Source organism: Alloalcanivorax sp. C16-1, from assembly GCF_046507805.1.
Lineage (GTDB): Bacteria > Pseudomonadota > Gammaproteobacteria > Pseudomonadales > Alcanivoracaceae > Alloalcanivorax.
In genome coordinates this window covers 1322849-1343672 of sequence record NZ_JBKFTK010000001.1, presented here as the reverse complement: position 1 = coordinate 1343672, position 20824 = coordinate 1322849, and the positions used below count along the sequence as shown (strand labels likewise).

At 67.8% G+C, this 20824-nt stretch carries 23 protein-coding genes; 8 read left to right on the top strand and 15 right to left on the bottom strand.

Going from position 1 to position 20824, the window contains the following annotated elements; all coding sequences use genetic code 11:
- Positions 1-3 precede the first annotated feature (3 nt).
- The 3 genes from ACLD0W_RS06440 to ACLD0W_RS06430 form a co-directional block, all read right to left on the bottom strand.
- Positions 4-939, bottom strand: a complete 936-nt coding sequence (locus tag ACLD0W_RS06440; protein ID WP_410306652.1) for a cation diffusion facilitator family transporter — start codon at positions 937-939, stop codon at positions 4-6.
- Positions 940-1013: 74 nt separating this feature from the next.
- Positions 1014-1421, bottom strand: a complete 408-nt coding sequence (locus ACLD0W_RS06435) for a type II toxin-antitoxin system VapC family toxin (RefSeq protein ID WP_410306651.1) — start codon at positions 1419-1421, stop codon at positions 1014-1016.
- A complete protein-coding gene (locus tag ACLD0W_RS06430; RefSeq protein WP_410306650.1) occupies positions 1418-1615 on the bottom strand; it encodes a type II toxin-antitoxin system VapB family antitoxin in 198 nt (65 codons plus the stop codon). Before ACLD0W_RS06430 ends, ACLD0W_RS06435 begins: the two co-directional genes overlap by 4 nt.
- A 225-nt stretch (positions 1616-1840) precedes the next feature.
- Here ACLD0W_RS06430 and ACLD0W_RS06425 point away from each other — a divergent pair, with 225 nt between their 5' ends.
- The gene (locus ACLD0W_RS06425) at positions 1841-2257 is read left to right on the top strand and encodes a MerR family transcriptional regulator (RefSeq protein WP_410306649.1); all 417 of its coding nucleotides are present in this window, start codon (positions 1841-1843) and stop codon (positions 2255-2257) included.
- 93 nt (positions 2258-2350) lie between these two features.
- Positions 2351-3580, top strand: a complete 1230-nt coding sequence (gene nhaD / locus ACLD0W_RS06420; RefSeq protein WP_410306648.1) for a sodium:proton antiporter NhaD — start codon at positions 2351-2353, stop codon at positions 3578-3580.
- 7 nt (positions 3581-3587) lie between these two features.
- Here nhaD and ACLD0W_RS06415 read toward each other — a convergent pair whose 3' ends face one another.
- The 12 genes from ACLD0W_RS06415 to ACLD0W_RS06360 form a co-directional block, all read right to left on the bottom strand.
- Positions 3588-4382: a DODA-type extradiol aromatic ring-opening family dioxygenase gene (locus ACLD0W_RS06415; protein WP_410306647.1), complete on the bottom strand. Its 795-nt coding sequence runs from the start codon at positions 4380-4382 to the stop codon at positions 3588-3590.
- A gap of 93 nt (positions 4383-4475) precedes the next feature.
- Positions 4476-5945: an ArnT family glycosyltransferase gene (locus ACLD0W_RS06410; protein ID WP_410306646.1), complete on the bottom strand. Its 1470-nt coding sequence runs from the start codon at positions 5943-5945 to the stop codon at positions 4476-4478.
- Positions 5929-6957, bottom strand: coding sequence for a glycosyltransferase family 2 protein (locus ACLD0W_RS06405; protein ID WP_410306645.1), 1029 nt, complete (start codon positions 6955-6957; stop codon positions 5929-5931). The genes ACLD0W_RS06410 and ACLD0W_RS06405 overlap by 17 nt, the downstream gene beginning before the upstream one ends.
- Positions 6932-7330 carry a GtrA family protein gene (locus tag ACLD0W_RS06400; RefSeq protein WP_410306644.1) on the bottom strand — a complete coding sequence of 133 codons (399 nt, stop codon included), beginning with the start codon at positions 7328-7330 and terminating at the stop codon, positions 6932-6934. Before ACLD0W_RS06400 ends, ACLD0W_RS06405 begins: the two co-directional genes overlap by 26 nt.
- Entirely contained in the window at positions 7327-7998 is a 672-nt protein-coding gene (locus tag ACLD0W_RS06395) for a class I SAM-dependent methyltransferase (protein ID WP_410306643.1), read from the bottom strand. Before ACLD0W_RS06395 ends, ACLD0W_RS06400 begins: the two co-directional genes overlap by 4 nt.
- Positions 7991-8716 (bottom strand): lipopolysaccharide kinase InaA family protein, encoded by a 726-nt coding sequence (locus ACLD0W_RS06390; RefSeq protein ID WP_410306642.1) that lies wholly within the window; start codon positions 8714-8716, stop codon positions 7991-7993. The genes ACLD0W_RS06395 and ACLD0W_RS06390 overlap by 8 nt, the downstream gene beginning before the upstream one ends.
- Before the next feature lie 99 nt (positions 8717-8815).
- Positions 8816-9028, bottom strand: a complete 213-nt coding sequence (locus ACLD0W_RS06385) for a hypothetical protein (RefSeq protein ID WP_410306641.1) — start codon at positions 9026-9028, stop codon at positions 8816-8818.
- 69 nt (positions 9029-9097) lie between these two features.
- Positions 9098-9718, bottom strand: a complete 621-nt coding sequence (locus ACLD0W_RS06380; RefSeq protein WP_410306640.1) for a class I SAM-dependent methyltransferase — start codon at positions 9716-9718, stop codon at positions 9098-9100.
- Between the two features lie 207 nt (positions 9719-9925).
- The gene (locus ACLD0W_RS06375; RefSeq protein ID WP_410306639.1) at positions 9926-13072 is read right to left on the bottom strand and encodes an efflux RND transporter permease subunit; all 3147 of its coding nucleotides are present in this window, start codon (positions 13070-13072) and stop codon (positions 9926-9928) included.
- Positions 13073-13081: 9 nt separating this feature from the next.
- Complete coding sequence (locus ACLD0W_RS06370) at positions 13082-14242, bottom strand: efflux RND transporter periplasmic adaptor subunit (RefSeq protein ID WP_410306638.1); 1161 nt, start codon at positions 14240-14242, stop codon at positions 13082-13084.
- Positions 14239-15516 carry a TolC family protein gene (locus ACLD0W_RS06365; protein WP_410306637.1) on the bottom strand — a complete coding sequence of 426 codons (1278 nt, stop codon included), beginning with the start codon at positions 15514-15516 and terminating at the stop codon, positions 14239-14241. Before ACLD0W_RS06365 ends, ACLD0W_RS06370 begins: the two co-directional genes overlap by 4 nt.
- Before the next feature lie 49 nt (positions 15517-15565).
- Positions 15566-15904: a hypothetical protein gene (locus ACLD0W_RS06360; RefSeq protein ID WP_410306636.1), complete on the bottom strand. Its 339-nt coding sequence runs from the start codon at positions 15902-15904 to the stop codon at positions 15566-15568.
- A 239-nt stretch (positions 15905-16143) separates the two neighbouring features.
- Between ACLD0W_RS06360 and ACLD0W_RS06355 the strand changes: the two genes are divergently transcribed.
- The 6 genes from ACLD0W_RS06355 to ACLD0W_RS06330 all read left to right on the top strand — a co-directional run bounded on the left by ACLD0W_RS06355 (position 16144) and on the right by ACLD0W_RS06330 (position 20792).
- Positions 16144-16593, top strand: a complete 450-nt coding sequence (locus ACLD0W_RS06355; protein ID WP_410306635.1) for a response regulator — start codon at positions 16144-16146, stop codon at positions 16591-16593.
- Positions 16594-16623: 30 nt separating this feature from the next.
- Positions 16624-18084 (top strand): sensor histidine kinase, encoded by a 1461-nt coding sequence (locus ACLD0W_RS06350; RefSeq protein WP_410306634.1) that lies wholly within the window; start codon positions 16624-16626, stop codon positions 18082-18084.
- Positions 18074-18784, top strand: coding sequence for a DUF6901 family protein (locus ACLD0W_RS06345; protein WP_410306633.1), 711 nt, complete (start codon positions 18074-18076; stop codon positions 18782-18784). The genes ACLD0W_RS06350 and ACLD0W_RS06345 overlap by 11 nt, the downstream gene beginning before the upstream one ends.
- A 39-nt stretch (positions 18785-18823) precedes the next feature.
- Positions 18824-19585, top strand: a complete 762-nt coding sequence (locus ACLD0W_RS06340) for an SDR family NAD(P)-dependent oxidoreductase (protein WP_410306632.1) — start codon at positions 18824-18826, stop codon at positions 19583-19585.
- Positions 19586-19792: 207 nt separating this feature from the next.
- Entirely contained in the window at positions 19793-20389 is a 597-nt protein-coding gene (locus ACLD0W_RS06335) for an RBBP9/YdeN family alpha/beta hydrolase (protein WP_410306631.1), read from the top strand.
- A gap of 67 nt (positions 20390-20456) precedes the next feature.
- Complete coding sequence (locus ACLD0W_RS06330) at positions 20457-20792, top strand: hypothetical protein (RefSeq protein ID WP_410306630.1); 336 nt, start codon at positions 20457-20459, stop codon at positions 20790-20792.
- Positions 20793-20824: the final 32 nt, after the last annotated feature.

The following is a 20824-nucleotide window of genomic DNA, read 5'->3' as shown; positions in this document are numbered from 1 at the left end:
TCTTCAGGAGGTGGTATGCAGGGTGCAGACGTGGTCGCTGTCGCCGCGCTCCACCTGGAAGGTGCTGTGGCCGATGCGAAAGCGCTGGTGCAGTTGTTCCGCCCGTTCGTCCAGCCAGGCGTCGCCGGGGTGCCCGTCGGGCATCACCAGGTGCACGGTGAGGGCGGTTTCGGTGGTGCTCATGCCCCAGATGTGCAGGTCATGGATGCCGGTGACGCCCGGTTGATCGCGCAGCCAGGCGTCCACTTCGGGCAGGTCGATGCCGGCGGGCACCGCATTGAGCGCCATCTTCAGGGATTCGCGCAACAGGCCCCAGGTACCGATCACGATCACCACGGTGATCACCAGGCTGGTGACCGGGTCCAGCCAGTTCCAGCCGGTGTAGAGGATCACCAGGCCGGCCAGCACCACCCCCACGGAGACCGCCGCGTCGGCGGCCAGATGCAGGAAGGCACCGCGCAGATTCAGGTCTTCCTTACTGCCCTTGACGAACAACCAGGCGGAGGCGGTATTGATCAGCACGCCGATGGCGGCGACCACCATCACCGTCACCGACGCCACCTCCGGCGGGTCCAGCAAACGCCGGAAGGCATCCCAGCCGATGGCACCGCAGGCGATCATCAGAAACATGGCGTTGGCCAGGGCGGCCAGGATCGAGCTGCCCCGCAAGCCGAAGGTAAAGCGGCTGTCCGGCGCCCGGCGCGCCAGCCAGGCGCCGCCCCAGGCCAGCACCAGCCCCAGCACATCGGAAAGGTTGTGGCCGGCGTCGGCCATCAGCGCCGAGGAGTGGGCGATGAACCCATAGATGAACTCCACCGCGGTGAACCCCAGGTTCAGCGCGATGGCCAGCGCGAAGGCGCCGTTCATGGCGGACGCCCCGCCGTGGGCGTGGCCGTGGGCGTGGTGATGGGCGTGGTCGTGGGGATGGTCGTGGGGCATGAAAGGGCCTCCCTGATGCGGATGCCGCCAGTGAAACACCTGTAGTGGCTATAGGTTCAAGAGCGGCTACTGGTTCAAGCCCGGTCGTGGATCATCGGCCCCGGCGTGCCGTCCACGCCCAGCCCCCGTGCCGCTTCGGCCAGCCGCCGGTCACGGGTCCACAGGGTGGTGGCCGGGCTCAGCCGCGTGGCGGCCAGCAGGTGGGCGTCCACGAAGCCGATGCCCCGCCCCATCAGCCGGTGCCGCTCGATCAGAAACAGCACCTCGTCCTGATCCGCCACCGGCACGCCGGGCAGGCCACGCAGCAGGCCCAGCACCTGCTCCCGGCGGCTCAGGTTGCCGCAGGCCAGCTCTCCCGCCACGAACGGATGCATGCGCACCCGGTGATCCTCGAGCAGACGCACCAGCCCCGGGTCGCCGACGCGCAGATGGTCGACCCACACCGAGGTATCCACCAGCACCGGAGAGGCGCCGCCGCTCATCGGTAATCCGGACGCCGGCGGCCGGCCACTTCCAGGTCCGGCTCGGAGCCGCCCAGCCGCGCCAGGCGGCGGGCGCTCTCCTGCTCGATCAGCGCCACCAGCGCTTCACGGATAAGCTGGGTCCGCTCCTTGATGCCGGTGAGACGCTGCGCCTCGGCCAGCAGCTCGTCGTCGATATTGATGGTAGTGCGCATGGGACCTCCTTGCCCGACCCGGCTCTTTGACGGGCATGAACAGACGGGAAGCATCAAATATGTCACCCGATGATGCCCAAATCAAATGCGCATCCACCAATTTGTGCTTTCCGCCTCCGCGCCCCCTTCCCACACCACACCCTTTTCCGCCGGGCAATCAGCCCCAATACCTGTAATGATTACAGGTTAAAGCCAGCCACCCGCAACCCGCAAAAGGAGACCGTCATGTACGCCATCGGCGCCCTGTCCCGGGCCACCGACTGCAAGGTGGAAACCATCCGCTACTACGAAAAGATCGGCCTGATGCCGGAACCCGCCCGCAGCGAAGGCAACCAGCGACGTTACGGGGAGCGCCATCGGGAGCGGCTGTATTTCATCCGCCATTGCCGGGACCTGGGCTTCAGCATCGAAGCGATCCGCGAACTGCTGGCGCTCTCCGACGACCAGCAGCGGGACTGCGCGGCGGTGGACGCCCTGGCCCGCCGCCACCGGGACGCGGTGGACGACCGGATCCGCGCGCTCACCGCCCTGCGCGAGGAGCTGGACCGCATGATCCACCGCTGCGCCGGCGGCGATGTGGCCCACTGCGGGGTGATCGAAGCGCTCGGCGACCACCGCCTGTGCCGGCACACCCACCGGTGACCGGTGATTCAGTCTGATAGGTCGCATTCTTGACCCTCCGGGGGTAGAATCGCCCGCGTTTCAACCCCCCCTGTCCTGCCTTGGAAGTGCTCCATGTCCGCTGTGCTTCTCTTTCTCGTGGCTCTCGGGTTCGTGTCCATCGTGGCGGAGGACCTGGTCCATATCGATAAAGCCAAGACCACCCTGTTTTTCGGTTCACTGGTCTGGGTGCTGCATTTCATCTTTCCGCCCTCCGGCGAGACCTCCGACGCGCTGATGATCGCGCTGGACGAAAACCTGCTCGACATCGCTTCCCTGTGGCTGTTCCTGATGGCCGCCATGACCCTGGTGGCCTATCTGTCGCACAAGGGCGTGATCGACGGCATCGTCAATGCCCTGCTGCCGGAGCGCATGAGCGAGCGCAAGCTGATGCTGCTCACCGGTCTGTTCGCGTTCTGCTTTTCGTCCATGGCCGACAACATCACCGCCACTTTGGTGTGCATCGCGGTCTTGATGAATCTGCGTCTGCCCCGGGAAAAGATGCTGCGCTACGTGGTGCTGGTGGTGTTCTCGGTGAACGCCGGCGGTACCGCCCTGATCACCGGTGACGTGACCACGCTGATGATCTTCCTGGCCGACAAGGTGGAAATTCCCGACCTGATGCTGCTCAGCCTGCCCGCCTTCATGGCGGTGGCGGTGCTGTCGCTGCTGCTGTCCCGCGGCCTGAGCGGGGAACTGGTGATGGAGAAGCGCCACACCGAGGTGGCCAACGGCGACAAGGCGGTGGCGGTGCTGTTCTTCTGCACCATTCTCGGCACCATTTTCGGCAATGTGTTTTTCGGTATTCCGCCGGTGCTCACCTTCCTGTTCGGCCTGTCGCTGATGTTCATGGTGGTGCAGTTCCTGAACCGGGACGAGCCGACGCTGGATTACATCCGCAAGATCGAGTTCGACACCCTGCTGTTCTTCCTGGGCGTTCTGCTGCTGGTGGGCATGCTCAAGGAACAGGGCGTGCTGGCCTACTTCCCGCAGCTCTACGATGTGCTGCCGCCGCTGGCCGCCAACTATGTGATGGGCCTGGTGTCATCCCTGTTCGACAACGTGCCGCTGACCGCCGCCCTGCTCAATTCCGGCATCGAGATGACCCTGGATCAGTGGCTGACCCTGACCTACGCGGTGGGCGTGGGCGGCTCCCTGCTGGTGATCGGTTCCGCCGCCGGGGTGGTGGCGATGAGCAAGGTGGACGGCCTCACCTTCGGCAGTTATCTGAAGTTCTCCGGCTATCTGCTGGTGGCCTACACGGCGGGCTTCTTCGGCGTGCTCGCCGTGGGCAGCCTGCTCTAGGAAGCGTTCAGTCCCAAAGAACCGAGCTGACGTTCGCCGCGCCCATGCGGCCGGCGAACACCCGCCCGGCGCGGCCGCCGGCGGCGCCGGCGCACACCAGTGCCGGCATCAGATGCTCCTCGCGCGGGTGGGCGAATGCCCCGCCGGGGGCGTCACGCCAATGATCCAGCCGGTGCGCCCGCTCCGCCGCCTCCAGCCCCGGCTCCGCCAGTGTGATACGCAGCCAGTCCTCGAACGCCCGGTTGGCGTCCAGCGCCGCCGTGGACCGGTCCCTGCCCATCAGCACCGCCATGTTGTGGAACGACGAACCCGAGCCGATGATCGCCACGCCCTCCGCCCGCAGCGGCGCCAGCGCCTCGCCCAGGCGCCGGTGGGTAGCGGCGTCCAGGGACGCGTGCACCGACATCTCCACCACCGGCACGTCCGCCGCCGGGTACATCAAGGACAGCGGCACGAACACCCCATGGTCGAGGCCGCGGCTCTCGTCCACGGACGCCGGCAGGCCGGCCTCGTCCAGCAGCGCCCGCGCCCGGGCCGCCAGTGCGGGTAGCCCCGGCGCCGGATAACGCAGGGAGTAAGCCGCCTCCGGAAAGCCGTAATAATCGTAAATCAGCGACGGGTTCGGATGGCCGGTGAACGACACCGGCGCCGCCTCCCAATGGGCGCTCACCAGCAAAATCGCCTTGGGCGTCGGCGCCGCCGCCGCCAGGGCCTTCAGCGAAGCCACCAGCTCCCGGTGGCCGGGCTCGTCGAGCAGCGGCAGCGGTCCGCCGCCGTGGGTGAGGTAAGCGATGTAGGCCATGAGGTTCTCCCGAAATGAATCCTCAGGATACGCCGCCCGGCCCCGCCAATGGATTGAACCAGTGGCGCGGTACCATCGATTTTTTGCGCCGCCTCACGGGCAGGCGGCGATGTCCCGGGCGGTGGTCATCAGCCGGTAGCGTCGGTTCCGCGCCAGCTCGACCAACGGCGGTGCCGGTGGCCGCTCCAGAGCGTCCAGCTCCCGGGGCCGCACGGCCAAATAGAGAGGCCGGCGCGGAGACCCGGTCAGCGCCTCCCGCGCCTGCGCCAGAGACCGGGCCCGGGGCATCTCCCGCCCGTAGTAGCGGGCCGAGAAGGGCACCTCGTCCAGGTATATCAACGGCGCCCGGTCGACCTCGGGCTGGCGCTGGTAGCAGGCCACCAGCGCCTTTTCCGTGCGCAGGGTGTCCGGATGGATGAGCACATAGGCGCCGGCGATCAGCGACAGCACCGGCACCAGCATCGCCGGGCCGACGATCCGGCGCCAGGCGCGACCACGCGGCCCCAGCGCCCTGGCCAGCAGCAGTGCCATGAACGGCAGCCCGGGCAGTACGTAAGTGGCCAGGATATTGCCCGAGAAGGTGAAGAACAGGCCGGGCACGAACGCGGCGGCGATCAGCAGCCGGTTGTCGTCGTCCTTCAGCGCCCGCCGCAGTCGGCGCCGGCCGTCGGCATCGCGGAGCCGCGCGGCCAACAACGCCAACGCCCACAGCGACCAGGGGAAGGCGGCGTAGACGGTGAGCAGCCAGATGGTGCCACGGGCACGGTCGTGGGCACTGCCGTAGCGATCACCGCCCCAGCCCGGATCCAGAAAACGTTGAAAATGCTCACCGACGATAAAGTAGCGCAGAAACCCCGGCGTCTTGTGTTCGGCGAGCAGATACCACGGCACCGCCAGCAGCAGCGTCACCGCGCCACCCCGCCACCAGGGCAGCCGCCGCCACAGATCCGCCCAGCGCCCGCTCCACAGTGCCCACAGAAACAGCGGCGCGCCCACCAGCACCAGCGCCAGCGGCCCCTTGGCCAGCAGGCCCACCACCAGACCGGCGAAGAACAACGCACCCCAGGACCGCCCCTCGCCGCGCAGCGCCAGCCCCGCGCCCACCAGGGCAGCGGTGGTGCCCAGGGCCAGAAAGGAATCGGTGAGCACGGCACCGGCGCACACGAACAGCAGGCCGGAGGAGGCCGCGATCAGCGCCGCCACCCACCCCCCGTGGTCGCCGATCAGGCTGCGCCCATAACGGGCCACCAGCGCCACCATCGCCAGGCACGCCAGCCAGGAGGGCAAGCGCAGGGCCAGCTCATTGCCACCCAGCCATTGGAACGACAGAGCCTGGGCCCAGAACGCCAGCGGCGGCTTACCCCAGAACGGCACCCCCGGGGCGAACCAGGGGGTGACCCAGTCTCCGGTCACCGCCATCAGACGCGCGATGGCGCCATAGCGGGCCTCGGTGGTGTCGGTGAGCGGCAAGGCGGCCATCGTCGGCAAGCGGCTCAGCACCACCGCCGCCAGCAACAGCCACCCGCGTCGCGCGATGGCGGATCGCTCAGCCGGCGTCCGCATGGGGCAGCCTCAGGGTGGCGGCGGGTCGCTCCGGCCGCCGACGAACGGCGCCCGGCGTGATCACATCACGGACCAGATAGATCGGTCGTTGCTTGGTTTCCAGATATACCTTGCCGACGTATTCACCGACGATGCCGATGGTGAGCAGCTGCAGGCCACCCAGAAATGTCATCCACGCCATCAGGGACGGATAGCCGGGCACCGCCACCCCCAGGATCAACGCCTTGGCGATGATCCACACACCGAAACCGGCGCCGAGCGTGGCGGCCAGCGCGCCGACCAGCGCCGCCCAGCGCAACGGCGCCACGGAGAACGAGGTGATGCCTTCCAGGGCCAGCCCCAGCAATCGCCAGTAGCCCCATTTGCTGCGGCCGGCGAAGCGTTCCTCACGGTCATAAAGCAGCACCCGGGTGGGCAGCCCGACCCAGGCAAACAGCCCCTTCATATACCGGTTGCGCTCGTTGAGCCGGCGCACCGCCACCACCGCGCGCCGGCTCATCAGACGGAAATCGCCGGTATCCGCGGGAATGCGCGAGCGGCTCAAACGCCGCAACAAACGGTAATAGAGGTGTGCGCTGGCGCGTTTGAGCCGCGTTTCCCCGGGGCGCGAACGGCGCTGCATCAGCACCACATCGGCACCGGCCCGCCAGCTTCGAATCATTGCCGGAATGCATTCCGGCGGATCCTGCAGGTCCGCGTCCAGGATAATCACCGCCTCGCCACGGGCATGATCCAGGCCCGCGGTAAGGGCCGCTTCCTTGCCGAAGTTTCGCGACAGGCGGACCAGGCGAATCCACGGTTTATCGGCGCAGTGGCCGGCCAGCCACTGATCGCCGCCGTCGTCGCTGCCGTCATCCACGAACACCGCTTCGAAGGACACTCCGGTGGCGGCCAGGACCCGGCCCAACCGCGCCACGCATTCCGGCAACACCGCTCTTTCGTTGTAGAACGGCACCACGACGCTGATGACCGGTTCCTGCCTGTTGCTAACCGGGGGGATGAGAGCGGTCATGAAAAACACACCTCTTGTAGAGCGTATAATTGGCGACGGCCACCAGTGCCGTGGTCACCAGTTGCGCCGGCGCCACCGACAGGGCGAGACCACGGTGCAACAGCAGAAAAGCGGTACTGTTCAAGATGACGCCGAGGCCGCAGGTCAGCAGGTAGCCGGGCAAGGCCGCGAGGCCGGGGCGGGCGCCAAAGGTCCAGCGTTGTTGCAACGGATAGTTGGTGGCCGCCCCGGCCACCACCCCGCCGGCGGTGGCCACGGCGGGCGCCAGCCCGGCGCCGATCAGCGCCGCCATGGCCAGCCAGTGCACCCCTGTCGCCAGCGCCCCGGACGACACGAACCGCAGTGGCCGGGCGACGCGGGCGACCGGAATCAAGAACGCTGGCGCACGAAACGCGCCAGGTGCAGGGAATGGAAGAAACGCCGCTGCGCCACGTCCCGGTCGAGACGAAAGCCCTCCGCTTCCATATCCGCCACCAGCTCGCTCAGGGGGGTGTGGTTCTGACGGTGGCGATGGCCGCCCACGGCGGCGCGCAGGCGACGTTTCAGACCGGTGTAGGACCAGGGCGCCAGGTAGGAGACCAGCACATAGCCGCGGCTGACGCGGGCCATTTCCCGTACCAGCTCGCGGCGCTCGGCGCGCTCCGCGAAATGGTGCAGCAGGCGAAAGCAGATCACCGCGTCGAAATAGCGGCTTTCCCAGGGCAGATTGAACACGTCCCCTTCCTGCACCCGGGCCGGCTTACCGGCCTGTTCGAGCACCTCCCGGGTGTGGTCCACGGCGGCCTTGCCGAGGTCCAGGGCCGACACCTTCCAGCCCTGGCGCGCCGCCCACAGGGTCAAACGACCGGCGCCACAGGGCGCGTCCAGCACCCGTGCTTCCGGCGGCAGAGCGGGGAAGGCCCGGCTCACCAGTTGCATTTCCGCGCGGTGCTTTTCCGGCCGGCGGCGGGTGTAATGTTCGATGGTGGCGGTGTCGGCCTTGACGCGGCTCGGTGCCTGCGCAGCGGTCGCCGGGGCGTTCAGATTCAGGGTATCAGGCATGATGAAACACTCGTTCGGGCGCCGGCGGCGCGGTCAGGGTCAGGCGGGGGGCGTACAGTCGGGCGGTGCGCAGCACCGTGTCGCGGCCTCGCCCGTCAAGAAACGGGGCGCGGCGCAGCAGCTGATCCAGGTCGGCGTGGGCGGCGGCGGTGACACTCCGGCGATAACGCCAGCGTTCGTAGTCGAGCAGGCGCACGCGCAGGGTTTCCGGATCGATAAGGATGTGCTCGGGGTAGCAGGCGCCGTGCTGAATACGGCGACGGTGCAGAGCGGACAGCGCGGTGGTCACCGCGATCAGGCCGGCGAACAACCGGGCCGGTTCCACCCGGGAGGCGAAGGTGCCCAGGTCCACGAAGCCGTCCGGGGCCCGGGTCACCAGCACCGCCCGGTCGCCGTCCTCGGCAAAGAACACCCACTGCACGCGGGGGCAGTCACGAAAGGTGGAGAGCGCCAGAAAGTCCTGGAAATAGGTGGGGCGCGCGCGGCCGCCGCTGGCCAGGGTGCGGCGACGCTGGCCGGCCTGGCGCTTCACGTACAGCAGCGTTTCGGCACCGTCCGGGCCGGGCACGCGCAGGCGGGTGACACCACTCCAGCCACCGCGCCGAAAATTGGGCGGCTCCACCCAGTCGATGGCCAGATGCCACCAGTCCTGAAGCTCGCTCAACCCCTGTTCAGCCAGGGACGCCCGCCAGGCGTCCGCCACACGCACCGTTTTCATAACCTCGCTCACTCCGTAAAGCGGATAGTGAGCAAACTAGAGGTGCGGTCTTAAACCAGACTTAAGGGTGGAAAAGAAAGAGCGCGGAGAAGAAAGGCGTCAGGGACCGGGGCGCTCTTCGTCGTTATGGCCGATACGCAGGCCCGCCACATGGGTGACGCCACGCAGACGCAGCAGCGCCCAGACCGTGCCGATCAGACCGAACAGGGGCGCCAGGTAGACGGTGGTGTCGGTGAACAGATTGAGGGCCACCCCGGCCACCAGCATCAGGGCGAACACGGCCAGGAAGGCCCATAAAACGATTTTCTGCATGCCATACCCGTTCGAGAAATGATCGCGGCCAGTGTAGCAGGGCTGCCGCGACCTGGGGCCACACAACTGTCAGTGGGAAGAAAACCCTCCGGGTGAAGAATCCGCCGTGGTCGGCGACCGCCGCACGAAGCGGGCCAGATGCACGCAGGGCAGAAAGCGGCGCTGGGGAAAGTCCCGGTCCAGCTCGAACCCTTCCCGGCTCAGGGTCGACGCCAAGCGTGGCAGGGGCGTACCGTCACCGGCGCCCTCCACCGGGCCCTCCACCCGGGACCAGGGCATCAGCTGACGCCCCAGATCGGCCATGGTGGGCGTGGCGAAGTACGGCACCAGCAGGGCGTGATCGGTGACGCGGGCCAGCTCACGCAACCAGCCACGGCGCAGTTCCTCGTCGTCCGGCAGCCGCGAACAGAGCACGCCCTGAAAATACCGGTCCGGCCAGGGCAGCGACAGCGGCTCACCCAGGCGGACATCGCCACTCAGCGCCTTGGCGTCGAGTACCGAGCGAGTGTGAAAGGCGGCCCGCGCCTTGTCGACGGCGCACACCTGCCAGCCCTGTTCCGCCATCCAGGCGCTGATGCGACCGTCACCGCAGGGCACATCCAGCACCCGATCACCGCGACACAGTGCCGGAAAGGCCCGTTCCACCAGGGCCGCGTCGAAACCATCGAAAACAGCAGCTTGATTGATCACGGTAAAGCCCTCCTTGCCGGTTTGCGTGTGCCTTGAGACTCACGCTAAAGGGAGCAACTTAAATCAAACTGAATGGCCCGCCCGCCGTCCGGACCTGCATCACAGTGGTAATGCAGCCTGGTTCTCAGCGTGATTTTTTTTACCAGAAAACTCTTTTTTTATAAAAAAGCCGCCTCGAAGAGGCGGCTTGTTACGGACCGGCGCGCTTCAGGGCGCGCGCCGTTGGATGGCTTTCCAGTCGGTGAACAACGGATACAGCGCCGGCAACACCACCAATGTCAGCGCGGTGGCCGACACCAGGCCGCCGACGATCACCGCGGCCAGGGGGCGCTGCACTTCGCTGCCCACGCCGGTGGCCAGCAGCATGGGGATCAGCCCGAGCATGGAGGTAAGCGCGGTCATCAGTACCGGCCGCAGGCGCGACACCGCCCCTTCCGACACCGCCCGCTCCAGCGGCTCGCCGTCACGCAGACGCTGATTGATCGCCTCTACCATGACCACGCCGTTGAGCACCGCCACGCCGAACAGGGTGATAAAGCCCACCGAGCCCGGCACCGACAGATACTGGCCACTGATCGCCAGGGACAGAATGCCGCCGATCAGCGCCAGCGGCACATTGACCAGAATCAGCAGCGCCTGGCGCAGGGAACCGAACGCGAAATACAGCAGCAGAGCGATCAGTCCGAGCGCCACCGGCACCACCGTGGACAGACGTTTCTGGGCCCGTTGCTGGTTCTCGTACTGGCCACCGATATCGACGCTGTAGCCGGCGGGCAGATCCACCTGTTCGTCGATGGCGCGCTGAATGTCCGTCACCACCGAGCCCATGTCGCGGCCCGCCACATTGGCCTGCACCACCACCCGGCGCTGCACGTCGTCGCGGCTGATTTGCGGTGGCCCGGTGACCAGCTCCACCCGCGCCACGTCGGCCAACCGCACCCAGGCACCGTCCGGAGCGTGCAATCGCAGATTGCGGATCGCCTCCGCGTTGTCGCGGGCGGCGGCCTCGAAACGCACGTAGATGTCGTAGCGCTCGTTGCCATTGATGACCTGCCCGGCGCTGCCGCCGCCCAGCCCGTTGCCCACCAGGTTCATCACCTGGTCCACGCTCAGGCCGTAGCGGCTGAGGGCGTTACGGTCCGGCGTGATCACCAACTGCGCTTCGCCGGCGATCTGCTCCAGCTGCACATCCGTGGCACCGCTCACCTGCCCCACCGCGCGCACGATGGCGTCGCCTTTTTCCTGCAGTACGCCGAGATCGGGGCCGAACAATTTGATCGCCAGCTGGGCTTTGACCCCGGACAGCAGTTCGTCCACGCGCATGGCGATGGGCTGGGAAAAGTTGAACAACAGGCCCGGGTGCGCTTCCAGTTTTTCCTGGATGCGGGCCTGCAGTTCCGGCCGGTTGTCGGCGCTGCGCCACTGGTCCACCGGCTTGAGGCCGATGTAGATTTCCACGTTGCTGACCGGCTCCGGGTCGCCGCCGATCTCCGCGCGGCCCACCCGGCTGAGCGCGTAGGTGACCTCCGGAAAGGTCATGATCTCCCGCTCCAGTTTCTTACCCACCTCCAGGGCGGTGTCGAGACTGGACGAGGGCGCCAGGGTCACACGCAGTGCCAAGGTGCCCTCCTCCAGCGTCGGCACGAACTCGGTGCCGATAAAGGGCACCGTGGACAACGCCAGCACCAGCAGCGCCAGCGCGGCGGCGATCACCCGGCGGCGCGCGCCCAGGGCCCGCGCCAGCAAGGTCCGGTAGCGCTTTTCCAGCCAGGCCACCAGACGGTTGGGCTTTTCCTCCACGCCACGGCGGAACAAAAAACCGGCCAGCGCCGGCACCACCAGCAGCGCCACCAGCACGGCGGCGGCCATCGCCAGCATGATGCTGGTGGCCATGGGCACGAACATTTTCGCTTCCACGCCTTCGAAGGCGAACAATGGCAGGAACACCACCAGGATGATGGCGGCGGCGAAAAACACCGGCCGCGCCACTTCCCCGGCCGCCTCGCTGATGCGCAGCGGCACGCCGCCGGGGTCGTCGCCGCTGCCCTCGCGGCGGCTCAGATGTTTGAACAGGTTTTCCACCATCACCACCGAGCCGTCCACCAGCATGCCGATGGCCACCGCCAAACCGCCCAGGGACATGAGATTGGCGGACATCCCCAGGCTCGCCATCACCAGCAACGCCAGGCCGATGGACAGCGGAATCGACAACAGCACCAGCAACGTGGCGCGCAGGTTCATCAGGAACAGCGCCAGCACCACCACGATGAACAGGAAGGCCAGCAGCAGCGCGCCGACCACGGTGTCCACCGCCTGCTCCACCAGGTCGGCCTGGTCGTAGAACACCTCGAAGCGCACGCCGTCCGGCAGCGCCGCCCGGATCCGCTCGGCCCGCGCCTCGATGCCGTCGATGGTGGCCTTGGTGTTGGCGCCCATGCGCTTGAGCACGATGCCGGCCACCACCTCGCCGAGAAACTCGGGTTCGCCGCGCCCGTCCCGGCGGGTCATGGTGAGCGCGCCCTGGCGGATTTCACCGCCGAACTCCACCCGGGCCAGATCCCGCACCCGCACCTGGGTGCCGTTCACCTCCTTGAGCGGAATGTCGCCGATGTCGGCCAGCCCCTGCTGGCCGTGCCCGACCCAGCCCTGGCCGCGAATCACCAGCTGTTCGGCGCCCCGATCCAGGTACCAGCCACCGGCGTTGCGGTTGTTGGCGGCGATGGCGTCCATCACCTGCCGCAGGCTCAGATCGTAGGCCAGCAGCCGGGTGGGGTTCACATTGACCTGATACTGGCGCACCTCGCCACCGTAGCTGAGCACATCGGTGACCCCGGCCACCGGCATCAACAGCAACTTCACCACCCAGTCGTTGAGGCTGCGCAGCTGCATGGCGTCGATGCCGGAACCCGGTTCGGCGGTCAGCAGATACTGGTACACCTGGCCAAGGCCGGAGGTGTTGGGCCCCATTTCCGGAACGCCGACGCCGTCGGGAATGTCCTCGCGGGCGGCCTGCAATCGCTCGAACACCAGTTGCCGGGCGAAGTAGATGTCGGTGCCGTCCTCGAACACCACGGTGACGATGGACAGCCCGGTCTTGGAGATCGAGCGCACCTCCGCCACCTGGGGCAGGGCGTACATGACCGACTCGATGGGGTAGGTGATCAGTTGTTCCACTTCCTCCGCCGCCAGGCCCGGGGCTTCGGTGTTGACCTGCACCTGCACGTTGGTGACATCGGGGAAGGCATCCAGTTTCAGGCGCGGCAACTGCCAGCCGATCACGCCGACGGTGACCAGCAGCAGCATCAGCACCACCAGGCGGTTCCTGACCGCCCAGTCCACACAACGGTTCAACATGACGGGCTCCTAGTGGTTGTGCACGCTGAAGCCGGCCTTGGCCTGCTCGCTGGCGAGAAAGAAGGCGCCCTCGGTGACCACCGGGGTACCGGCTTCCAGGCCGGTGATCCGGCGCAGACCGTCGAGGGCGTCCAGGGCGGTGATCTCGACCGCCCGGTAGCGCCCGGGCCCGGCCTCCACGAACACCTGCCAGTCGCCGTCCGGTCCCCGGGTCAGGGCGCTCTCCGGCACCACCAGGGCGTCCTCAGGCAACGGCAGCTCAAGGGCCACGTCGGCGAACATGCCCGGGTGCAACAGATGGTCCTTATTGGGCACCGCCACCCGCACCTGCAGGGTGCGGGTCACCGGATCGAGACGGTGGCCGGCCTGGATCACCTTGCCGTCCACCCTCGCCTCACCCACCTGCACGCGGGCCGGCGTGCCGGCGGGCACGGTCAGCCCCGGCCGGGGCGGCAGGGCGGCCTCCGCCCACAGGGTCGCTTCGTCCACCAGGGTCACCAGGGATTGCCCGGCGGTCAGCCACTGCCCTTGCTGAAAGGCGTCGGTGAGGACCAGCCCGTCGTCCGGGGCGCGCAGGGTGTAGACCCCGGGATCCGCCTCGCCCTTTTCCAGGGCGGTCAGATCCGCGTCGCTGAGCCCGTAGCCGGACGCCCGGGCGCGCAGGGACTGGTAGCGGCCGCGCACCGTCAGGTAGCGCTGGTTGCCCACGGTGCGCTGGCCCAGCCGGCTGACCCGACGCCACTCGTCGGCGGCGGCCAGCAGGTCGCTTTGCAGGTCGGCCATCACCGGGCTGAACAGGGTGGCGATGGCGTCGCCCTGGCGGACGTGGGCGCCCAGGGTGACGCGCCGTTGGCGCACCTGGGAGTCCACCCGCACCGGCACCACCCAGGTGCGGTACTGGTCGCTGGTGATCTCCGCCGGCACCGTCAGGCGGCGGGACAAACCCGGGCGCGGCGCCAGTCGCGTCACCTTGAGACCAAGCATGGCGCGCTGGGCCTCGCTGAGCGTGAGGACGGCGGCGTCCTCGTCGTGGTCGTGGGCGCCCGCTTCAGCGTCCTGGTGGTCATTGGCCTCGGCGGGCTCGTGGTCGTGGTCTTGGTCGTGGGGCCCGGCCAGGGCCGGGTACGCCGGCCCCAGGGTCAGAGCCAGCAGCATCAGAAAGGTCTTCATGGCGTGGTTCCTTGGTGATCGGCGGAGAGAGAAGAGGCGGCGGCGGACCGCTGGTCGGCCAGCTGTTGCAGCCAGCCTTCCAGGCCGGCGCTCTGGTCGAGCCAGTGCACCCAGGCAAGCTGCATGGCACGGCGCAGTGCCACCCCGGCCAGCCGGGTTTCGAGCCGCTGGTCCAGGGCGCGCAGGTAGTCCTGCGTGGTCAGCTCCCCCTGGCGCCAGACCCGCTCCAGCAGTTCGGCGCTGTCCGCCAGCGGCGGCCCGGCCAGGGCGCGCCACTGGCGCCAGCGTTCATGTCGCTGACGGTAGTCCTGCAGAGCCCCTTCCAGACCGGCCAGCAGGTCATTGCGGGTTTTCTCCAGCAGCGCCCGGCGCCGCTCCACCCCGGCCAGGGCCGCCTGGTATTCCGGGGCGCCGGTATTGAACAGCGGCAACGGCAGGGAGAAATCCAGCCCCCACAGGTTCTCGTCGCCCTCGCGGCCGACACGCAGCCCCAGGGTCGGGTCGGTGCGGCGCCCCTTGCGGTCGCGCTCGGCGGCGCGGTCGGCCAGGGCCAGTTGCCCCTCCGCCAGACGCAGGTCATAGCTGGCGGCGAGGCGCGTCGCCAGATCCGGCTCGCCGTCCAGCGGGCGCCACCAATCGGCGCCGGGCAACGGCTGGCCGGGGGCACTGACCGCCAGTTGCCGGCGCAGGGTCACGGTGGCCGCGGTGGCCGCGCTTTCCGCGTCGGCCAGCTCCCGCTGCACCCGCGCCAGGGACAGGTAGGCCAGGGAGGCGTCCACCCGGCCCAGGTCACCGCTGCGCTCACGGCGGCGCACCAATTCGATCAGCCGCTGCAGGCGTTGCTCCTGTTCCCGCGCCGCCGCCAGCCGTTCACGGGCGGCGTCGAAGCGTATCAGGGCGTCCAGGGCCACGGCGGCCAGCCGGGCCCGGGCTTTATCGCCGCGCACCTCGGCCAGGTCGGCGGCCACCTGGCCGAGGCGCTGGCCGGCCCGGCCCTTGCCGGACCAGTCCAGGGTCTGACTGACGCCCACGGTGCGAGTGGTCTCGGCGCTGTTCTCGTAGCCGATGTTCAGTTCGGGGTTGTAGAGCGGTTCGGCCAGGGCGCGGCTTTCCGCCCGGTCGGCCTCCACCTTCGCCGCGATGGCGCCGCTGGCGGGCAGGTCGGCCAATTGCCGCTGCAGCCAGTGTGCCCAGCCGCCGGCGTCATCGGCACCGGCCCGGGCCGCGCACAGCACAAGCGCCAGCCCCAGGCCTGATACCCGGAGAATTTTCATGGGATTGCTCCTCGTTAACGGAAGAACGCGGGCAGGCGCCCGCGGTGAACTACACCGTCAGCGAGGCAATGGGAGGGCGGTAAGGACCGAACGACGGCGCCAGGGGCAGCGGCGGCGCCGGCGTCTTGATCAGGGTGGGCGCCGGTGCCGGGGGCGCCGGCAGCACCGCCAGCGGCGACACGAAACCGTGGCACTGGCAGCAATGGGAAGGCTGGGAGAGCCGCTCCGCGCCGGCGTCGGCATGGGCGAGGGCGTGATCGGCCCCGACGCTCAGCACCGGGTCACCGGTATGGCTGAGCCGGTGTTCGTGCACGCCCACGTCCGCCACCAGCACGTGCAGGCTGGTGAGGCAAAGGAGTGCATAGACGAAAACGCGAAAACGGGGCATCGGTACCGGTCAAGGCCATTAATCCCGGGCAGTATAGGCACCCCGTCCGGCCACCGCAAAATCGCAAACCGCTTGGCAGGGCGAGAGGGCTAGTAGTAAGTTCTTAGTCAGGGGTGAAGCATCGGTGAGAAGGCGGTGATTTTGCACGCTTTGGCGCTCATAATATCGCCAGTCCGGGGACAACGATGACAACACAGCCAACAACCACCATCCACCGGGACGCATAAGGGGGAAGCACCATGTACCGCATCATGGTCGTGGACGACGAAGATTATATTCTCAAGGCGTTGCGCCGGGTCATGGCGGCCCGCGAGGACTGGGAGGTGGAAACCTTCACCGACCCGGCCCAGGCCCTGCGCCGTGCCCGCACCACCATCTTCGACGCGGTGATCACCGACTACCGCATGCCCGAGGTGGACGGCATCGAGCTGCTGCAGGCGTTCCGGGAGATGCAGCCGGACACCATCCGCATCCTGTTGACCGGCGTGATCGACATCGACACGCTGATGTCCGCCATCAACCAGGCCAGCGCTTTCCGCTTCGTGCCCAAACCGTGGGAAGACGAACAGTTGATCCAGTGCGTGGAGGAAGGGCTCAAGTTTCGCGACGTGCTGCTGGAGAACAAGATTCTGGCCCAGACCGTGCGCGACCAGCGCGAGGCACTGAAGAGCATGGGCTACCACGGCTGACCAGCCACGCCGGCAAGGGGGTAACGGCGCATGGATTTGTTTCAGGGGTTAACGGGGCCGTTCGCCGGCATGGGCAGCCAGGGGCTGTTTCTGGTGTCGTCCACCCTGATCCTGCTGATCATCGTGTTCTTTCTGTACAAGACCTACCGCGCCTCGATGAGCGTGGAGGCCAAGCTGGCCGAATTTTCCTCGCTCAGCCAGAGCAGCTTCGGCCGCAAGCTGCGTCTGATCGAGGTCAACGCCGACGAGTACAAACTCAACAAGAAAGTGCTTGGGCCGCTGGCGCGCATCATCGATGAGTACTGCGTGCTGACCACCGACACCAAGGGTGTGATCACCTTCGCCAACGACAGCTTCCTGACCCTGGGCGGCTTTCACTTCCGCGATCTGGTCGGCCAGCACGAGAGCATGCACCACCCGCTGGACCACCCGGAGCTGGAAGCGCACTTCATGCGCAGCGACCAGGCCCGTCGTGGCGTCTGGAACGGCGAGGTCTGCTGCCGCTCGAAAAACGGCGACCTGTACTGGGTGAACATGTTCCTGTTTCCGCTCTCCTACATCACCGACGAGGACGACGGCTACATCTACTTCGGCACCGACATCACCCAGATCAAGGCGCAGAACAGCGAGCTGATCCAGGCGGTGCGCGATAAGGAACAGAAGATCAATCAGGTGGAATCGATGCTGCTGCACTCGGAAAAAATGGCGTCGCTGGGCACCATTTCCGCGGGCATCGCCCACGAAATCAACAGCCCGATTGCCTTCGTGTCCGCCAACCTGCGCCGCTGCGAACAGTATCTGGACGGGCTCGCCTCGGTGATCCAGGGGCTGCGCCGGCGCATCGATCCCCAGCGCTTCGAGCAGTTCCTGCAGACCGAAAAATCCCTGACGCTGAACGTACGCTCCCTGGAAATGGTGTTGCAGGACCATCCGGCCCTGATGCGCGAAACCGCCGAGGGCATCGAGCGCATCAAGAAGATCATTCGCGACCTCAAGCATTTCTCCTACAACAAGCAGGAAGACTTCGCGCCGGTGGACGTGGCCCGCTGCGTGAACGTGGCCCTGAGCCTGGCCGGCCACGAACTGCGTAACCGGGTCGGGGTACGCCTGGACATCGACACCAACCTGCCCCGGGTCAACGGCTCCGAGAGCCAGCTTTCCCAGGTGTTCATGAACCTGCTGGTGAACGCCGCCCAGGCCATCGAGGGACGCGGCGAGATCGTCATCGACGCGGGCGCCGACGAGCATTGGTACCGAATCTCGGTGAGCGACAACGGCAGCGGCATCGCCGAGGAACAGCTGGCCCAGATTTTCGAGCCGTTCTTCACCACCAAGCCGATCGGCAAGGGCACCGGGCTGGGTCTGTCCATCTCCCAGGACATCATCCTGCGCCACGGCGGTACCCTGACCGTGGAAAGCACCCCCGGGCAGGGCACCCGCTTCGACATCCGCCTGCCGCTGGCGCAGCAGGGCCAGGCCCATGCAGCCTGATCTGCGTTATCACTTTTTGCCGGAGGGCCGCCCCCCGGTGCACGTAACCCTGGCGCTGTCGCCCACCGACCACGGCCTGGCGGTGCCGGACGACTTTGAACCGCCGGCCTGGGCGCGGCTGGAACACCACCAATGCGCCCACTGCCCGCTGGACCCGGCCGAGCACCGCCATTGCCCGATCGCCCGTAATCTGGCCTTCGCGCTGCCGGTGCGCAATCTGGGCGAGTCGTTCGAGAGCCTGCAATTAAAGGTCGAAAGCGGTCAGCGCGAGTACCATGCCCACACCACGGTGCAACGGGCGCTCAGTTCCCTGTTCGGGCTGGTGTGCGCGCTCAGCGATTGCCCCCACACCCGCTTTCTGCGCCCCATGGCCCTGTTTCATCTGCCGGTGAGCAACGAAACCGAAACCCTGGCCCGCACCGTGGGCTTCTACCTGCTCAGCCGTTACCTGCAACGCCGCCCGCACCAGGACATGTCCCTGGATCTGGACGACCTGCACCAGGCCTACCACAACCTCGGCGAACTCAACCGCAGCTTCGTCAATCGCCTGCGCGGCGACGACTCCGACGCACCGCTCAACGCCATGATCCTGCTGCACGTGTTGTCCAAGGATGTGAACTGGGAGATCGAGGATCAGCTCGATGCCCTGGCCACCCTGTTCGCGCAGGCCACCGGCGACACCGGCCCGGGAATGCAGTAACGTCCCGGGTCATCGTTTGACTGACACGGGACCATAACAATGAAACTGAAAAACGCCGTCGCTCTGATCACCGGTTCTTCCTCCGGCATCGGCGCCGCCACCGCCCGCCTGTTCGCCGAGCAGGGCTGCCACGTGGTGATCAACTACAGCCGCAACGAGGACGGCGCCCGCGCCGTGGCCCGGGACTGCGAGGCCCAGGGCGTGCGCGCCCTGGTGGTGCGGGCCGACGTGGCCGACGACGCCCAGTGCCGGGCGCTGGTGGACGCCACCGTGAAGGAATTCGGCCGTCTCGACGTGCTGGTCAACAACGCCGGCACCACCAAATTCTGCCCGCACCATGACCTGGATGGCCTGGACAAGGACGACTTCCTGCGCCTCTACGAAGTGAACACCGTGGGCGCCTACCAGATGACCCGCGCCGCCACCCCCGCCCTGCGTCAGGCGGGCCTGGCCCATGTGGTCAACATGGCCTCCATCGCCGGCCTGGCCGGGGTCGGCAGCTCCATCGCCTACGCCGCGTCCAAGGGCGCTCTGCTGACCATGACCAAATCCCTGGCCCGGGTGCTCGGCCCGGAAGTCCGCGTCAACGCCATCTGTCCCGGCTTCGTGCAGGGCGAGTGGCTGGAGAAGGGACTGGGCAAGGAGGCCTACGACAAGATGCTGAGCAAGACCAAGGCCGGCGCCGCCCTGCACGACGCCGCTTCACCGGAGACCGTGGCGCAGGCGGTGCTGGGCCTGGTGATCGGCGGTGACCTGAGCACCGGCGAGGCGCTGCGCGTGGACGGCGGCGCCCATCTGTAAGGCCGCCGGGCGGGCCGCCCTGGCCCGCCCTGTCATCGAATCGTCCGCCATCGGTAAAAGAATCATAAACCTCCCCCTTTAGGCTTCCCGAATCCGAACCCCGGCGTATGCTGTGGCGCGTTCCTCACGCGCGCCCGCTTATGGTTCGCGCCGTTTCCGGCCGGCGCGCCGGTGTATGACGTCCGTGAGTCGCCAAGGAGAGCCCCCATGTCCGTGGTCCTGTCCACGCCCGCCGCCAGCGCCCCGCCGGCGCCGGCCCCACGCCCCGTCAAGGATGACGCCCCGTTCCAGGGCATTCTGGTGCCCGGTCTGCACGGCAGCGATGAACGCCACTGGCAAAGCCGCTGGCGCCAGCACATGCCGTGGCTGCACGACCTGCAAATGGAAGACTGGCGAAGCCCCGACCTGGACCTTTGGCAAAGCGCCCTGGACCAGGCGCTGGCACCACTGCCGGAACCGGCGGTGCTGATCGCGCACAGTTTCGGCTGCCTGGCCTGCGCCGGCTACGCGGCCCGGCGCCCGGACAAGGTGGCCGGCCTGCTGCTGGTGGCGCCGGCCTGCCCGGAGCCGCTGACCCTGAACGACCTGGGCGGAACGCTGCCGGTGCCGGCCCGGGTGATCGCCAGCACCACCGACCCGTGGATGACGCTGGACCACAGCCGCGCCCTGGCGCGCCGATGGGGCGCGGCCTTCCGCAACGGCGGCGACCTGGGGCACATCAATGCCGCCTCTGGCATCGGCGAGTGGCGCCAGGGCCTGGACGACCTTCGCTGGCTGCTGACCCGGCGCAGCGGCCACGCTTGACCCGGGGGCTACCCCGGGGTTTTATTCTGACGTCATGGACGGTGTACGGCGTGCGATAGGGTTATTGGTGCTGATGGGTCTGGGCGTATTGCCTCTGGCCATGGCCTCCGCCGTGCCCGCCATCGCCCACACCGGCCCGCACCACCCGGCTCCGGGCGGCCAGCCATCCTCCGCCTTGCCCTGTGCCGGCGCCGATCACCACGACGCGTCCATCGCCCCGGCCTGCGACCACCACACCGCGCACTGCCATTGCCCGCAGGCCTGCCAGGCCACCGGCGTACCGACCACGGCGCCACGACGGATCGCCACCCCCGCCGACCGCGAGCCCTCCGTCGCGCACCCCGCCCCGGCCACGCTCGGCTACCCCTTCGCGCCCTGGCGCCCTCCATCCTCGCCCTTCTGATTGCCGAAAAAACGGGCCTCGAAGAGGCCGGA

Bases quoted from the DNA above. Each gene is read 5' to 3' on its own strand.
- ACLD0W_RS06395 (WP_410306643.1), bottom strand. From the start codon at position 7,998: ATGCCTGATACCCTGAATCTGAACGCCCCGGCGACCGCTGCGCAGGCA.
- ACLD0W_RS06390 (WP_410306642.1), bottom strand. From the start codon at position 8,716: ATGAAAACGGTGCGTGTGGCGGACGCCTGGCGGGCGTCCCTGGCTGAA.
- ACLD0W_RS06405 (WP_410306645.1), bottom strand. From the start codon at position 6,957: ATGACCGCTCTCATCCCCCCGGTTAGCAACAGGCAGGAACCGGTCATC.
- ACLD0W_RS06335 (WP_410306631.1), top strand. From the start codon at position 19,793: ATGTCCGTGGTCCTGTCCACGCCCGCCGCCAGCGCCCCGCCGGCGCCG.
- ACLD0W_RS06355 (WP_410306635.1), top strand. From the start codon at position 16,144: ATGTACCGCATCATGGTCGTGGACGACGAAGATTATATTCTCAAGGCG.
- ACLD0W_RS06370 (WP_410306638.1), bottom strand. From the start codon at position 14,242: ATGAAGACCTTTCTGATGCTGCTGGCTCTGACCCTGGGGCCGGCGTAC.
- ACLD0W_RS06435 (WP_410306651.1), bottom strand. From the start codon at position 1,421: ATGAGCGGCGGCGCCTCTCCGGTGCTGGTGGATACCTCGGTGTGGGTC.
- nhaD (WP_410306648.1), top strand. From the start codon at position 2,351: ATGTCCGCTGTGCTTCTCTTTCTCGTGGCTCTCGGGTTCGTGTCCATC.
- ACLD0W_RS06340 (WP_410306632.1), top strand. From the start codon at position 18,824: ATGAAACTGAAAAACGCCGTCGCTCTGATCACCGGTTCTTCCTCCGGC.
- ACLD0W_RS06440 (WP_410306652.1), bottom strand. From the start codon at position 939: ATGCCCCACGACCATCCCCACGACCACGCCCATCACCACGCCCACGGC.
- ACLD0W_RS06425 (WP_410306649.1), top strand. From the start codon at position 1,841: ATGTACGCCATCGGCGCCCTGTCCCGGGCCACCGACTGCAAGGTGGAA.
- ACLD0W_RS06385 (WP_410306641.1), bottom strand. From the start codon at position 9,028: ATGCAGAAAATCGTTTTATGGGCCTTCCTGGCCGTGTTCGCCCTGATG.
- ACLD0W_RS06350 (WP_410306634.1), top strand. From the start codon at position 16,624: ATGGATTTGTTTCAGGGGTTAACGGGGCCGTTCGCCGGCATGGGCAGC.
- ACLD0W_RS06345 (WP_410306633.1), top strand. From the start codon at position 18,074: ATGCAGCCTGATCTGCGTTATCACTTTTTGCCGGAGGGCCGCCCCCCG.
- ACLD0W_RS06430 (WP_410306650.1), bottom strand. From the start codon at position 1,615: ATGCGCACTACCATCAATATCGACGACGAGCTGCTGGCCGAGGCGCAG.
- ACLD0W_RS06410 (WP_410306646.1), bottom strand. From the start codon at position 5,945: ATGCGGACGCCGGCTGAGCGATCCGCCATCGCGCGACGCGGGTGGCTG.
- ACLD0W_RS06365 (WP_410306637.1), bottom strand. From the start codon at position 15,516: ATGAAAATTCTCCGGGTATCAGGCCTGGGGCTGGCGCTTGTGCTGTGC.
- ACLD0W_RS06375 (WP_410306639.1), bottom strand. From the start codon at position 13,072: ATGTTGAACCGTTGTGTGGACTGGGCGGTCAGGAACCGCCTGGTGGTG.
- ACLD0W_RS06360 (WP_410306636.1), bottom strand. From the start codon at position 15,904: ATGCCCCGTTTTCGCGTTTTCGTCTATGCACTCCTTTGCCTCACCAGC.
- ACLD0W_RS06415 (WP_410306647.1), bottom strand. From the start codon at position 4,382: ATGGCCTACATCGCTTACCTCACCCACGGCGGCGGACCGCTGCCGCTG.